This window comes from Micromonospora sp. WMMB235, assembly GCF_001855515.1.
In the GTDB taxonomy this organism is placed as follows: Bacteria; Actinomycetota; Actinomycetes; order Mycobacteriales; family Micromonosporaceae; genus Micromonospora; species Micromonospora aurantiaca.
Map to the genome: position 1 here is coordinate 4,087,137 of NZ_MDRX01000001.1, position 13,337 is coordinate 4,100,473.

13 protein-coding genes are annotated in these 13,337 nt (G+C 74.1%); 7 read left to right on the top strand and 6 right to left on the bottom strand.

All coding sequences use genetic code 11. From position 1 onward, the window contains the following. Window positions 1-6 precede the first annotated feature (6 nt). Window positions 7-1,176: an aminofutalosine synthase MqnE gene (mqnE, locus tag BFV98_RS17730; RefSeq protein WP_013283566.1), complete on the bottom strand. Its 1,170-nt coding sequence runs from the start codon at window positions 1,174-1,176 to the stop codon at window positions 7-9. A 222-nt stretch (window positions 1,177-1,398) separates the two neighbouring features. Here mqnE and BFV98_RS17735 point away from each other — a divergent pair, with 222 nt between their 5' ends. The 3 genes from BFV98_RS17735 to BFV98_RS17745 all read left to right on the top strand — a co-directional run bounded on the left by BFV98_RS17735 (window position 1,399) and on the right by BFV98_RS17745 (window position 6,883). Then, a complete protein-coding gene (locus tag BFV98_RS17735) occupies window positions 1,399-3,039 on the top strand; it encodes an NlpC/P60 family protein (protein ID WP_176921706.1) in 1,641 nt (546 codons plus the stop codon). Between the two features lie 109 nt (window positions 3,040-3,148). Next, window positions 3,149-4,786, top strand: coding sequence for a hypothetical protein (locus BFV98_RS17740; RefSeq protein ID WP_071097123.1), 1,638 nt, complete (start codon window positions 3,149-3,151; stop codon window positions 4,784-4,786). A gap of 189 nt (window positions 4,787-4,975) precedes the next feature. Further along, window positions 4,976-6,883 carry a DEAD/DEAH box helicase gene (locus BFV98_RS17745; RefSeq protein ID WP_071097125.1) on the top strand — a complete coding sequence of 636 codons (1,908 nt, stop codon included), beginning with the start codon at window positions 4,976-4,978 and terminating at the stop codon, window positions 6,881-6,883. 289 nt (window positions 6,884-7,172) lie between these two features. Here BFV98_RS17745 and BFV98_RS17750 read toward each other — a convergent pair whose 3' ends face one another. Beyond that, a complete protein-coding gene (locus BFV98_RS17750; RefSeq protein WP_013283561.1) occupies window positions 7,173-7,424 on the bottom strand; it encodes a hypothetical protein in 252 nt (83 codons plus the stop codon). A gap of 158 nt (window positions 7,425-7,582) precedes the next feature. On the opposite strand from BFV98_RS17750, the gene BFV98_RS17755 reads away from it, so the two are divergent. After that, complete coding sequence (locus BFV98_RS17755) at window positions 7,583-7,792, top strand: AlpA family transcriptional regulator (protein ID WP_255368150.1); 210 nt, start codon at window positions 7,583-7,585, stop codon at window positions 7,790-7,792. Window positions 7,793-7,896: 104 nt separating this feature from the next. After that, a complete protein-coding gene (locus tag BFV98_RS17760; protein ID WP_013473532.1) occupies window positions 7,897-8,517 on the top strand; it encodes a putative glycolipid-binding domain-containing protein in 621 nt (206 codons plus the stop codon). 16 nt (window positions 8,518-8,533) lie between these two features. Here BFV98_RS17760 and BFV98_RS17765 read toward each other — a convergent pair whose 3' ends face one another. From BFV98_RS17765 to BFV98_RS17775, 3 genes are read right to left on the bottom strand one after another with little or no spacing between them, the layout of a single operon-like run. Next, window positions 8,534-9,628, bottom strand: coding sequence for a PLP-dependent cysteine synthase family protein (locus BFV98_RS17765; protein ID WP_071097128.1), 1,095 nt, complete (start codon window positions 9,626-9,628; stop codon window positions 8,534-8,536). A gap of 10 nt (window positions 9,629-9,638) precedes the next feature. Next, the gene (locus tag BFV98_RS17770; protein ID WP_013283557.1) at window positions 9,639-10,481 is read right to left on the bottom strand and encodes an SDR family oxidoreductase; all 843 of its coding nucleotides are present in this window, start codon (window positions 10,479-10,481) and stop codon (window positions 9,639-9,641) included. Between the two features lie 42 nt (window positions 10,482-10,523). After that, on the bottom strand, window positions 10,524-10,982 hold the full coding sequence (locus BFV98_RS17775; RefSeq protein ID WP_013283556.1) for an Lrp/AsnC family transcriptional regulator: 459 nt from the start codon (window positions 10,980-10,982) through the stop codon (window positions 10,524-10,526). Window positions 10,983-11,239: 257 nt separating this feature from the next. On the opposite strand from BFV98_RS17775, the gene BFV98_RS17780 reads away from it, so the two are divergent. Next, the gene (locus BFV98_RS17780; RefSeq protein ID WP_013283555.1) at window positions 11,240-11,506 is read left to right on the top strand and encodes a BldC family transcriptional regulator; all 267 of its coding nucleotides are present in this window, start codon (window positions 11,240-11,242) and stop codon (window positions 11,504-11,506) included. A gap of 57 nt (window positions 11,507-11,563) precedes the next feature. Here the strand turns inward: BFV98_RS17780 and BFV98_RS17785 are convergent, their stop codons facing one another. After that, on the bottom strand, window positions 11,564-12,208 hold the full coding sequence (locus tag BFV98_RS17785) for a UbiX family flavin prenyltransferase (protein WP_013283554.1): 645 nt from the start codon (window positions 12,206-12,208) through the stop codon (window positions 11,564-11,566). A gap of 143 nt (window positions 12,209-12,351) precedes the next feature. On the opposite strand from BFV98_RS17785, the gene BFV98_RS17790 reads away from it, so the two are divergent. Continuing rightward, window positions 12,352-13,317 carry a terpene synthase gene (locus BFV98_RS17790; RefSeq protein WP_013283553.1) on the top strand — a complete coding sequence of 322 codons (966 nt, stop codon included), beginning with the start codon at window positions 12,352-12,354 and terminating at the stop codon, window positions 13,315-13,317. Window positions 13,318-13,337 lie beyond the last annotated feature (20 nt).

Sequence of the window (13,337 nt, forward strand, 5' to 3'; positions counted from 1 at the left end):
GCCAGGTCAGGCCCAGACCTGCTGCGGCTCGGACCGGCGCTCCGCCAGCGACGGCGGCCCGTCGTACTCGCGGACGATCTCGTAGCGGGTGTTCCGCTCGACCGGACGGAAGCCGGCGTCCCAGATCATGTGCAGCAGGTCGTCGCGGTGCATGGTGTTCGGCGTGCCGTACGAGTCGGCGTCATGGGTGATCTTGTATTCGACCACCGAGCCGTCCAGGTCGTCGACGCCGAAGTTCAGCGAGAGCTGCGCGACCGACAGCCCGTGCATGACCCAGAAGCACTTGACGTGCGGCACGTTGTCGAACAGCAGCCGGGAGACCGCGAACGTCTTGAGCGACTCGGCCGGCGAGGCCATCGTGGTCCGGGCCTGGATCCGGTTACGGATCTTGCCGTCGGCCGAGTCGACGAAGTCGTGCTGGTAGCGCAGCGGGATGAAGACCTGGAAACCACCGGTCTCGTCCTGCAGCTCACGCAGCCGCAGCACGTGGTCGACCCGGTGCCGGGGCTCCTCGATGTGGCCGTAGAGCATGGTCGACGGCGTCTTCATGCCCTTCGAGTGGGCCAGCCGGTGGATGCGCGACCAGTCCTCCCAGTGGCAGTTGTGGTCGACGATGTGCTGCCGGACCTCCCAGTCGAAGATCTCCGCGCCACCGCCGGTGAGCGACTCCAGGCCGGCGTCCATCAGCTCGTCGAGGATCGCGTCGGCGGTGAGCCCGCTGATCTTCTCGAACCACTGCACCTCGGTGGCGGTGAACGCCTTGAGGTTGACCTTCGGCAGCGCGGCCTTCAGCTCGCGCAGCACCTTCGGGTAGTAGCGCCAGGGCAGCGTCGGGTGCAGGCCGTTGACGATGTGCAGCTCGGTGAGCTGCTCGTCCTCCATCTCCTTGGCCTTGCGGACGGCCTCGTCGATGCGCATCGTGTAGGCGTCCTTCTCGCCCGGCTTGCGCTGGAACGAGCAGTACGCGCACGACGCGGAGCAGACGTTCGTCAGGTTCAGGTGCCGGTTGACGTTGAACATCACCCGGTCGCCGTTGAGCTCGGTACGCCTGTGGTGGGCCAGCCGGCCCAGCCAGGTCAGGTCGTCGCTGGCGTAGAGGGCGATGCCGTCCTCGCGGGTCAGCCGCTCCCCCGCGTACACCTTCGCCTCGAGTTCGCGCTTGAGTCCGGCGTCCATCCGAAAGCCACGTCCTTCCACCTGGGTTCCCGATCGAGCGTACGTCGCGGGTCCGACCGGCCGCCGACGTGGTCGCGCCGGTTCACCGGCCGTCACGCTCCGCACATCGACATCGTCGCAACCGTGAGGTAAGACAGGGTGGGGCGGAACACACACCAGGGCCGTCCTGTCCCGACACGCCCCAATCACGCGTGACGGACCCCAGACCGGACGGGGAGCGGTATGGCTCACAGCACCAAGGCCCGACGGCGACGAGGACGGCAGCCGGTGATCTCACCGATCCTGCGCCCGGCGCTCTGGTCCGCCCTTCTGGGGGCGGTCGCGGCCGCGGCGCTCGCCACACCCGCCTGGGCCGACCCGCTGCCCGACGTCGTACCCGACACCGGCTCCCGGCCCCAGGTCACCGGCCCCCTGCAACTGCCCGGCTCGTCCGGCGCCGTCCGCGGCGTACCCGGCACCGTCCCCGGCGTACCGGGTGCCGTTCCCGGCCTCCCCGGCACCGTCCCGGGCCTGCCCGGCGTCACCACCCCGGGCGGCACTGCGGGCCTGCCGGGCACCACCGGCGTGACCAACCCGGCCGACGGCCCGCTGATCGCCCAGATCAACCAGCTCGACGCCCGGGTCACCCTCCTCGGCGAGGAACTGCTCCGGATCAAGACCGAGCGGGACGCCGCACAGACCGAGCTGACCCAGTCCGCCGCCCGGCTCAAGGAGGCCCAGGACGCGCTCACCCGCGCCCAGGACAACGCCAAGAGCGCCGCCGCCGACGCCGTGAAGGCCGACGCGGCGCTGCCGCCCGGTGAGTTCGGCGCCAGCCTGCGCGACTTCGCCAACCTCCAGCGCATCACCCGCGGCGACAAGGCCGAGGGCGCCACCACGTCGGTGACCGGCGAACTCCTCCGGGCCACCAGCGCCGAGGAGGCCGCCCGGAAGGCACACGAGTCGGCCCAGCGCCGGGCCACCGAGCAGACCACCGCGTTCACCCGCGCCGAGGCCGACCTGCGCAAGCAGGAAACCGCGCTCGTCGCGCTGCGCAAGGAGAACGCGGCCAAGCTCCTGGAGATCGAGCGCCTGGCGGACGCCGCCGAGCAGCGGCTCGGCACCTCGTACGTGGTCGATCAGAGCATCGACGGCCTGGTGGCGGACCCGCGGGCGCTCGCCGCCGTGCGCTACGCCCTCGCCCAGCTCGGTGACCCCTACCTGTGGGCCGCCGAGGGCCCGGACCGGTTCGACTGCTCCGGCCTGATGCTCGCCTCCTACCAGGCGGCCGGCTACCGGGGCCTGCCCCGCGTCGCCAAGGACCAGTACTTCGCGACCCGTTCCCGCACCGTCTCGCCGAACGCCCTGCTCCCCGGCGACCTGCTGTTCTTCGCCTCCAGCAGCAGCTGGACCAGCGTCCACCACGTCGCCATGTACATCGGCAACGGCAAGATGGTGGAGGCGCCGCGGACCGGGGACGTCGTCAAGATCTCGGTGGTCCGCTGGTCCCGGCTCTACGCCGCGACCCGGGTGATCGGCGCCGTACCCGCCCCGGCCACCCCGGTCCCGCCGCCGACCGTGCCGGCCACGCCGAAGCCGTCGACCACGCCCGAGCCGACGCCCACCACGCCCAAGCCGTCGACCACGCCCAAGCCGACGCCGACCACGCCGAAGCCCACCACGCCGACGCCGAAGCCGACGACGTCCAGCCCGGCGCCGAGTACGCCGCCGCCGAGCCCGACCGACTCGCCCGACCCGACGCCGAGCCAGAGCGCGAGCGCCGAGCCGGAGACCAGCAGCGCCGCGCCGAGCAGCAGCAGCGCCGCGCCGTCGAGCAGCACGTCCGGCAGCGGCTCCGCCAGCCCGAGCAGCAGCACCGACTGACCCAACCGCCGCTCCGGCTGTGCTCCCGGGCCGGAATGTGGCACGGTGAGATCCAGGCACTTCCGGTCGGCGCCACGGCCGGAGGCGAGCGTGGGTGCGGAGGGGCGAGATGGGCGAGCAGGACGTTCCGGCGGAGAAGGTCCACCCGGGACCGACGCCCGACCCCGCCGACCCGGCCGGCGACGACGACCACGGTTCGGCCCCACCCGGGCCGATAGCCGTCGCGCGGGCGCGGGTGTCGGTCGCGGGCTCGGCCGTGCCGCCGCCCGCCGGTGACGAGCAGCCGCTGCCGCAGGCCGGTCCCACGACGTACCGGGCGGCCACCCCGGCGGACACCCCACCGCCGCTGGACCGGCGCCTCCCCGGTGCCACCGTGCCGCCGTCCAGCTGGTCCGCCTTCGCCGTGGGCGAACGCCAGGCGACGTCCCAGCCCGCCGCCGCGGAGGCCGACGGCGACGCCTCCCCGGGTACGCCCGGCAGTGCTCCGGCCGCCATCCCGGCACCCCGCGTCTCCGGTTCCGCACGCGTGCCCACGCCGCCCGTCGCAACCGCGGACGCGGCAGCACCGGCCGACGCCGCACCGGACCGCGACACCGCACCGGCCGAGCAGGCGGACGGGACCGCCGTCGGGCCGCAGGACGACTCCCAGTCCTCGGCAGCCGGTTCGGCCGAGTCTCCGCCGAACGCGGCGCCGGCCTCCGCAGCCGGCCGCCCGGCCCCGCTCACCGGCTCTTCCACACCCGCTGAGCAGGCCGGATCCGCACCCGCGCGGGCCAGCGCATCGGTACCCGGCCTGAGCCGTGTCTCCGCCGAGGAGGTCGCCGCCTCCGTGGTGGCCGCGCCGCCCGCCGCCGCCACCGTCTACCGGGCCGGTCCGGTGAACCCGGAACCGCCGGAGCCGGTCCAGCCGCCGGAGCCCGCGCAGCCCCCGGCGCCGAACGGCCCCGAGCCCGAGCCGGCGCCGACCCCGGTGCCCGGTCCGACGCCACCGTCGCCCGCGCCGCCGGTACCCGAGCCGGAACCACCGCTCCGGCCCACGCCACCCCTGCCCACGCCGCCCGCACCCGCCCCGCCGACGCCGACGCCCGGACCGGTGCCACCGATCCCCGGGCCGCCGGTACCGCCGCCGGGTCCGCCCGTACCCCCGCCCCCGCCCCCGCCGGGTCCGATGCCCGCGCCGCCGTTCCCGCCGCCACCGGCGATGACCGGCGGGCCGGGCCCACTGCCCGCGCCGCTGTTCCCCGCCCCGGCGCCCGGCCCGTCGTTCCCGCCCGCGCGGGCCGCCGTGCCGGGCCCGCCGGCCACGCCCGGCACGCCGGACGGTGCGCTGCCGTCGTGGGCCGCCGCACCCGTGTCGGCACCGCCGCCGCCAGTGGTGCCGGCCCCGGCGCTGCCGACCTGGCCGCCGCCGGCCACGCCCGCCCGCGACGCCGACACGACCCGTCCGGTACGCCCCCAGCCCGCCGGCCCGGATCTCGCCGGCACCGCGTACGGCGGGACCGACGGGCCCGGGTTCGCCACCGTGTCGTTCCCGCAGGGCAACCCTCTGGAGAACTCCGGATCGCTGACCGGGCACATCCTGGCCCAGGGCTGGTCCGAGGAGAGCCCGGCGGCCCGGGGCGGCAACACCAAGGTGATCATCGTGCTGGCCGTCGCGCTGACCATGCTCATCGCGATCAGCCTGCTCGTGGTCTTCCTGGCCAACGACGCATTGAGCAGCCTGACCGGGACCATGCTCATCGAGTGACAGGGGTGAGCCCGCCCACTACGGCTTCGCGTTGCCGTGGCGGAGTCGGCGATGCGCCGTACACTTGTCTCCGATCACTGACCCGGCGCGCCCCGACTGCGCGCCCATGGGCGATCTTGCGGGCGATTCGGCGGCGTGACAGGCCGCGGCGGGCCATCGCGAAGATGCGCCCCGCTCGAGAGGTATTTCTTGACCACGTTCGCTGAATCCAGCACGTCCCCGTCCGTCGACTCGACGCCCGACACCGTCGACTTCGCCTCGCTCGGCCTGCCCCGGCAGGTCGTCGAGGTGCTCGCCCGGCAGGGCATCACCACCCCGTTCGAGATCCAGCGGGCCACGCTGCCCGACTCGCTCGCGGGCCGCGACGTCCTCGGCCGGGGCCAGACCGGCTCGGGCAAGACGCTCGCCTTCGGCCTGCCGGTGATCGCCCGGCTCGCCGACCGCAACCGGGCCCGGCCGCTGCACCCGCGCGCCCTGGTCCTGGTCCCCACCCGTGAACTGGCCATGCAGGTCAACGACGCGCTCATGCCGCTCGGCAAGGCGGTCGGCGTGTTCCTGAAGACCGCCGTCGGCGGTGTGCCGTACGACCGGCAGATCGACGCGCTGCGCCGCGGCGTGGAGATCGTCGTGGCCACCCCGGGACGGCTCGGCGACCTGATCGAGCGCGGCGTGTGCCGCCTCGACGACGTCGAGATCACCGTGCTGGACGAGGCCGACCAGATGGCGGACATGGGCTTCCTGCCCGAGGTCACCCAGCTGCTGGCGAAGACTCCGGCGGACGCGCAGCGGCTGCTGTTCTCGGCCACTCTGGACAACGACGTCGACACGCTCGTCAAGCGGTTCATGACCGACCCGGTCACCCACTCGACCGCGCCGGCCACCGCCGCCGTGTCCACGATGGATCACCACCTGCTGCTGATCCCGCCGCACGACAAGTTCGCGGTCGCCGCGTCCATCGCCGCCCGTGAGGGCCGCACCATGCTGTTCGCCCGTACGCAGCTCGGCGTGGACCGGCTGGTCGAGCAGCTCGCGGCCGTCGGTGTGCGGGCCGGTGGGCTGCACGGCGGCAAGACGCAGCGCATGCGTACCAAGACGCTCGCCGAGTTCCGCGAGGGCCGCACCCCCGTGCTGGTCGCGACCGACGTGGCGGCCCGCGGCATCCACGTCGACGGCGTCTCGCTGGTGCTGCACGTGGACCCGCCGAAGGACCCCAAGGACTACCTGCACCGGGCCGGCCGTACGGCCCGGGCCGGCGAGTCGGGCGCGGTGGCGACGCTGGTGCTGCCCAAGCAGCGCCGCACCACTCTGGCCATGATGGAGAAGGCGGGCGTCGAGCCGGCCGAGACCCGGGTCCGGGCGGGCGACGAGGCGCTGGCCGAGCTGACCGGCGCGCGCGAGCCCAGCGGCGTACCGGTGCGGGACGAGCCGGAGCCGCGACGCGGCGGCGGCTCGCGCCGCTTCGGCGACCGCGACGGCCGGGGCTTCGACCGTGGCGGCCGGGGCGGCTTCTCCGACCGTGGCGAGCGCCGGTTCGGCGACCGCGACGGCCGGGGCGAGCGCCGCTTCGGCGACCGGCCCGCGGGCGAGCGGTCGAGCGACCGGTTCGCGGACCGCGGTGGTGACCGCCGGTTCGGCGACCGGCCGGCGGGCGAGCGCTACTCGGGCGAGCGATCCGGCGGCGAGCGCCGCTTCGGACGGCCGGAGCGCCGCGACGACCGCAGCTTCGGCGACCGGGGCGAGCGCAGCTTCGGCGACCGGCGGTCCGACGGCCGGAGCTTCGGCGAGCAGCGGTCCGACGACCGCGGCCAGCGCGGCGAGCGCTTCGGCGAGCGGGCCGACCGGCCGTACGGGGACCGGCAGCGGCCGGCGGCCGGACGCGGGTACGACCGCGACGAGCGGCGGTACGACGACCGGCCGAGCGGCTCGCGCGGCTTCGGCGACCGGCGCCAGGACGACCGCCCGCACGCCGAGCGGCGTTTCGGTGACCGGGGCGACGCGCGTCCGGCCGAGCGCCGGGCCGGCGGTTTCCGGGCCGAGGGGCGGGGCCGGGACGACAGGCGCGGCTTCGGCGGGCGCCCGCCGGCACGTACCCACTGATCTGAGCGCACCCACCGCCGCCGCCGAGCACCCGCTCGGCGGCGGCGGTGCGTCTGGGGTGATGTCGGCTCCGTTCTAGCTGCGCGGTGTGAGGACGGGATACCGCCGGGTCGGCTCATTCCACAGCGACAGGCGATGACGAGGCCGCCAACCGGGCGGTGGCGTGGGGATGGTCTTGTCGATGGTCTGCCGGAGGCTGCGCCGAGCGGACCGGCCCCACGACCAGGCGACCCAACAGCCGAACGCCTGGGCGATGACGGCGGTCAGCAGCAGACCGGTGCCGATCGGGTCAGACATTGCGCACCGACCGCAGCCAGCCCAGGAACCGGATGTGCATCTCGGCGGGGTCCGGCGGCTCAGAGTAGAGCCTGGTCAGGTCATCGGTTGCCTGCCGCATCAGGGCAGCCAGATCGACGGCGAGGTGGCGTCGGTCGTGCTCGTAGTCAGCGACCAACTCGACCTTGGCGTTCTCGCAGGGCCAGTTGAGCAGGTCTGCCGTACAGACCCAAAGGGGTTTCAGCGGAGCGTGGCGCTGGGTCACTCGGGGCCCTCCTGCATGGTCGGCGTCCAGGTGGCACCCCCGTCCGCCGCGAACTCGCCACCGGACGGGGGGCCTGATCACATCGCACCCCAGCTCGCAGGGGGTTGTCAATCTGTAAGTGACAAATGACCACTGCGTGTCGTGCCTACTTTCGGCGTGTGAGACGACCACGCCTGTACGGGCCCGGCGAGCTGGCCGCCCTGTTCGGCGTATCGCGTCAGCGGGTCCTGCAGATCACCCGCCGCCCCGGGTTTCCCGAGCCGCTCGCCCGACTGATCGGCATGAACGTCTGGGACGCGGACGAGGTGGACGAATGGACCCGCCACAACCGGCCGCCCCGCCCCACAGAGGGCGACGAGCAGGGGTAATCAGTAGCGCTGGCCTGACGCCCGGGAACAGCGGGACATCCCGCTCGGCGGCGGCGTTCGCGCATCCGCTGCCGCCGACGGCCGGGTCGCGTAACGTCCGGTCCATGCCGAAGTCGCTCTTCTGGGCCCGGACCGACACCGCCGGCTCCGAGCACGTCGTGCTCGACGACGGTCAGGGGCTGACCGCGCAGGGTGTGGCGCTCGCCGTGGATCCGATCCCGTACACGTGCCGGTACCGCCTGACCGTCGGGCCCGACTGGTCGACGAACCGGCTGGAGGTCGAGTCCGAGGGCGCCGGCTGGTCGCGGAGCGTACGCCTGGAGCGGGGCCGGGACGGGTGGCGCGTGCGCACCGGCGAGGAGGGTGACCTGGACGCGGCGCTGAGCGCGGCGGGCCACCCACCGGCGGGCCTGCCCGGCACCGACGACCCGGGCCGGCTGGCCGAGGCGCTCGACGTGGATCTGGGCGGTTCCCCGCTGACGAACACGCTGCCGATCCGCCGGATCGGGCTGGGGCGGCTGCCCGCCGACCTGGCCACGGCCGTGAATGTGGCGTGGGTGCTGCTACCCGGCCTGGCCGTGGTGCCCGCCGAGCAGGTCTACACCTCGCTGGGTCCGGGCCGGGTCCGGTACGCGAGCGGCACGTTCACCGCCGACCTGGAGGTCGACCCGGACGGCTTCGTGGTGCGTTACCCGGGGCTGGCCGAGCGGGTCGACCCGCGCTGACCGGCCGGGGTCGGGCTCAGGCAGCCGGCCAGGTGCCGTCGGTCAGGAACCGGTCGATGGTGGCGAGGTGCGGGGCGAGGTCGAGGCCCTGGGCGGCCACCCACTCGTCGGAGTAGTAGGTGTCGACGTACCGGTCGCCCGGATCGCAGATCAGCGTGACCACCGAGCCGGTACGTCCGGCCGCGCGCATCTGCGCGATCAGCCCGAACGCGCCCCACAGGTTGGTGCCGGTGGAGCCGCCCACGCGGCGGCCGAGCACCGCCGAGCCGGCCCGCATCGCGGCGAGCGACGCGGCGTCCGGCACCTGCACCATCCGGTCCACCACGCTGGGCAGGAAGGACGCCTCGACCGTGGGCCGCCCGATGCCCTCGATCCGGGATCCGCGGTCGGTGCGTACCGACCAGTCACCGGCCTGCCAGGCGGGGTAGAACGCGGAGTTCTCCGGGTCCACCACGCAGAGCTTGGTGGGCAGCCGGCGATACCGGGCGTAGCGGCCGATGGTGGCGCTGGTGCCGCCGGTGCCGGCGCCGACCACGATCCAGGCGGGCACCGGGTGCCGTTCCAGCGCGAGCTGGGCGTAGATCGACTCGGCGATGTTGTTGTTGCCCCGCCAGTCGGTGGCCCGCTCGGCGTACGTGAACTGGTCCATGAACCGGCCGCCGCTGTCCTCGGCGAGCCAGCGCGCCTCCACCACGACCTTCGACGGGTCGTCCACCAGGTGACAGCGTCCGCCCTGGAACTCGATCTGGGCGATCTTCTCCGGCGACGTGGAGGCGGGCATGACAGCGATGAACGGCAGCCCGAGCATCCGGGCGAAGTACGCCTCGGAGACAGCCGTCGAGCCCGATGACGCCTCGACGATCGTGGTGTCCGGGCCGATCCAGCCGTTGCAGAGCCCGTAGAGGAACAGCGAGCGGGCCAGCCGGTGCTTCAGCGAGCCGGTGGGGTGCACCGACTCGTCCTTGAGGTAGAGGTCGATCCCCCACTCGCGGGGCAGCGGGAAGGGCAGCAGGTGGGTGTCGGCGGAGCGGTTGGCGTCCGCCTCGACAGTGGCGATGGCCTCGGTCACCCAGCGCCGGCTGGCCTCGTCGCACCGGTCGAGATGAGTCACGTCGGCAACGTTACAAGCGAGGTGGGCTCGGGTTCTCCCGGACCCGGCGGGCCTGCCGCCGCTGACCGGCCCGCCCGGTGGCCCGGATCACCGGCGTGAGGGCCAGGGCGAGCCGGGGGAAGGCGTCCAGGAGTCGTACCTGGGCACCGCGCCAACGCGGCAGGCTGACCACCGGCCGGGGCCGCCGGGCCAGCCGGACGGCCCGCGCGGCCACCCGCTCCGGCGTGAGCAGCGAGCCGGTGAAGGACGCCAGCGCTCCCGGGTCGTCCAGCTTGTCGTGCAGCATCGGCGTCCAGATCCCGTCCGGGCACAGGCACGACACGTGTACGCCCCGGACGCCCGCCATCCGCAGGTCGCTCAGAGTGCCGAGGCTGAACGCGAGCAGGGCGTGCTTGCTGGCCGCGTACACCGTCTCGCCCGGTGCGGCGATCAGCCCGGCCAGCGAGACGACGTTGAGCACGTGGCCGCGGCCCTGTTCGCGCATCACCGCGACGGCGGCGAGCGTGCCGTTGATCGCGCCGAGCGCGTTGACCTCGACCACCGCGCGCCGGGTCGGGGCGTCGTGCGCCCAGGACGGCCCGGTGACCAGGATGCCCGCGTTGTTCACCCAGAGCCCGAGGCCGCCGGGCGCGGCCGCCGCCTCGGCGGCGACGTCCGCGCAGGCGGATTCGTCGCGTACGTCGAGCGGGCGGGACCAGCCACCCAGCGGCGCGGCGGCAGCCGCCACGGCCCCGGCGTCGGTGTCGGTGAGCAGCACGTTCCACCCGTCGGCGTGCAGCGCGGCGGCGATGGCCCGCCCCAGCCCGCCGGCCGCACCTGTGACCACGGCGGCGCCGCGCTCCGAGCTCGTCATCGGCGCACGGTAACCGCAACCCCCGGCCCGGGGCCAGAGGCGTCAGGCGGTGGGCGGTTCCAGCGGCTGCGGGCGGTTCTCCCACTTGGTCGACAGGGCGATGCTGGTACGGGTGGACGCCACACCCGCCGTCCGGTTCAGCCGGACGATCAGCTGCTCCAGCTCGGCGATCGTGCCGACTCGCGCCTTGAGCAGGAAGGACTCGACGCCGGCCATGAAGTAGCAGGACTCGATCTCGGGGATGCGGCGGAACGCCTCCAGCACCTCGTCGGTGTCGGCGTCGGAGTCCTCGATGATGCCGATGAGCGCTGTGACGCCGAGCCCGATCGACTCCGGCTCGACCTCGGCCCGGTACGCCCGGATCACGCCGCTGGACTCCAGCTTGCCGACCCGCTCGTGCACGGCCGGGGCGGAGAGGCCGACCTGACGGGCCAGCTCGGCGTACGACAGACGGGCGTTGCCTCGCAACAACTCCACGAGGCTCAGGTCGATCGTGTCCACGGAGAGTGACCCTATCCGTTTGGCGACCACGGAACACTGTCGGTACCCGTGGATCAACCCTTCACAAACGTACGATCACGGGGGTTCTCCGCCTGTACCATTTCCTAACCTTCCCAGTGTGTGCGTTTTTCGCGTTTGGCGGACACGTCCGGTAGCCGGTGCTGTAATTGCCATACGTCCCTCATGACGGCTCTGGGCTCGCACCGGCCGGGGGCAGTGTGTTCAGCCGGGGGCTTCGTCGACGCGAGGAGGGGGCTGTGGACACTGGAGATCGCCTGCTGACACCGGGTGAGGTCGCTGCGCTGTTTCGGGTGGACCCGAAGACCGTGACCAGATGGGCAGCGGCCGGCCGGATCGGCAGTATCCGGACTCCAGGAGGGCACCGCCGGTTTCGGGAATCCGAGGTGCGGGCCCTGCTCGAGGGGGAGGGCATGCTGGACGAGGCGGAGGACATGGGCAAGGCCCGCAACATGGGCCCGACCGCTAACACCGGCCCCGGACCGGCGAACGCCGGCATGTACTGAACGGACGGGGCGCGGTCCGGCCGAGGGCCGCGCCCCGTACGTCGGCAACCGGGACCGTCAGTCCGGGTCCGCCTCCCGGCGGCCGGCTGCCAGCTCGCCGGACCACCGCCGGAACAGCGTGTGCTCGACACCGAGCGCGTCGAGCACCTTCCCGGCCACGAAGTCCACGAGCTGCCCGGCGGACGCCGCCGCCCCGGCGCCGTAGAAGCCCGGACTGGCCGGCAGCACCACCGCGCCGGCGTCGTGCAGCGCGATGAGATGTTCCAGGTGACTGCGGGTCACCGGCGTCTCCCGGGGCACCACGACCACCGGGCGGCGCTCCTTGAGGTTGACCTCGGCGGCGCGCTGGAGCAGATCCTTGGAGAGCCCGATGGCGATGCCGGCGCACGCGGCGGTGCTGGCGGGCACCACCGCCATGCCGCGTACCGGGTAGGAGCCGCTGCTCGGGCCGGCGGCCAGGTCACCGGCGGGCCAGTGCCGCAGGTCCGCGCCGGTGAGGTCGCGGTCGAGCCAGGCGGCCAGGTCCTCGGTCCAGTGCGCGTCCCGGAAGGGCCGGCCGGTCTCGTCCAGCACCGTCAGCCGGGCCGCCCGGGAGACGATCAGGTCCACCGCCTGGCCGGCGTCGAGCAGGCCCCGGACGACAGCCGCAGCGTACGGCGTCCCGGACGCCCCGGAGACACCCACCACCCATGGTTCGCGCATGCCCTCAAGCGTGCCTGGTCGCCGCGGACGGCGGGCGGCGACCCCCTTTCGGTCGCCCCGCCCGGGATGTCCAGAGGGTTCACGGAACGTCCCGCGGCATGAAATTCTTCGATCGGCGATCCACTTCCACGGAGGGGCCGGTGATGACGGCGGCGGTGCTGCGGGCGCTCCGCTCCGACTGCCCCATCCCGCCCCGCCTCTCCCCGTACGCCGACGACGTGCAGGGCTGGCTGGTGGCGCAGGTCGACCGGCTCGGTCTGCCGGCTGACCCGGCCACCCGGCAACGGCTGGCGCGGGCCGGCTTCGCCCGGTACGCCGGGCGCCTCTATCCGGACGCCACCGAGCCCGACCTGCGCGTGCTGACCACACTGTTCACCTGGTTCTTCCTCGTCGACGACGCCTGCGACGGGCGGGACGGCCTCACCCCGGCGCAGATCCGCGCGTTGCGTGACGGCGCGCTCGCCCTGCTGCGCGAGGGCCCGCGTGCCCGCCACCCGGGCTTCTCCGGCCCGCTGCGCCGGCTGCTGGTGCAGGCGTGGCGCGAGCCCCGCCGCCGGATGCCGGCCAGGTGGCGGCTGCGCTTCGCCGACGCGGTCGCCGACCACCTCGACGGGGTCCACCGGGAGGCCACCGCCACCACGTCCGGCCGCCCACCGGGCGTCGCCGAGTACGTACGGCTGCGCCGGGCCACGTCGGCGGCGTACGTGTCGTACCCGCTGATCGAGTTCGCGTCCGGGCGTCCGCTGCCCGACGCGGTCTACCACCATCCGGCACTACGGCGGCTCGCCGGCCTCGCCAACGACCTGCTGTCCTGGTTCAACGACATCGCCTCGCTGGAGCGCGACCGGGCCACCGGCGGCGGGCACAACCTGGTGCTGGCGACGGCGGCCGAGCGGGGCGTGCCGGTGCCGGCGGCGGTCGACCTGGTCGCGGGGCACTGGCGGGCCGAGATGGACCGGTTCGCGGCGCTCCTGGCGGCGGCGCCGTCGTTCGGCCCGACGCTCGACGACGCCGTCGCCAGCCATCTCGACGGGCTGGCCGCCGCCGTGCGCGGCACGGTCGACTGGACGCTGGAGAGCGCCCGCTACCCGGTCGCCGCGGCGTCCTGACCGGGTGCCCGGCGTTGCCG

Bases quoted from the DNA above. Each gene is read 5' to 3' on its own strand.
- BFV98_RS17760 (WP_013473532.1), top strand. From the start codon at position 7,897: ATGCCGAAGTCGCTCTTCTGGGCCCGGACCGACACCGCCGGCTCCGAG.
- BFV98_RS17790 (WP_013283553.1), top strand. From the start codon at position 12,352: ATGACGGCGGCGGTGCTGCGGGCGCTCCGCTCCGACTGCCCCATCCCG.
- mqnE (WP_013283566.1), bottom strand. From the start codon at position 1,176: ATGGACGCCGGACTCAAGCGCGAACTCGAGGCGAAGGTGTACGCGGGG.
- BFV98_RS17740 (WP_071097123.1), top strand. From the start codon at position 3,149: ATGGGCGAGCAGGACGTTCCGGCGGAGAAGGTCCACCCGGGACCGACG.
- BFV98_RS17770 (WP_013283557.1), bottom strand. From the start codon at position 10,481: ATGACGAGCTCGGAGCGCGGCGCCGCCGTGGTCACAGGTGCGGCCGGC.
- BFV98_RS17785 (WP_013283554.1), bottom strand. From the start codon at position 12,208: ATGCGCGAACCATGGGTGGTGGGTGTCTCCGGGGCGTCCGGGACGCCG.
- BFV98_RS17735 (WP_176921706.1), top strand. From the start codon at position 1,399: ATGGCTCACAGCACCAAGGCCCGACGGCGACGAGGACGGCAGCCGGTG.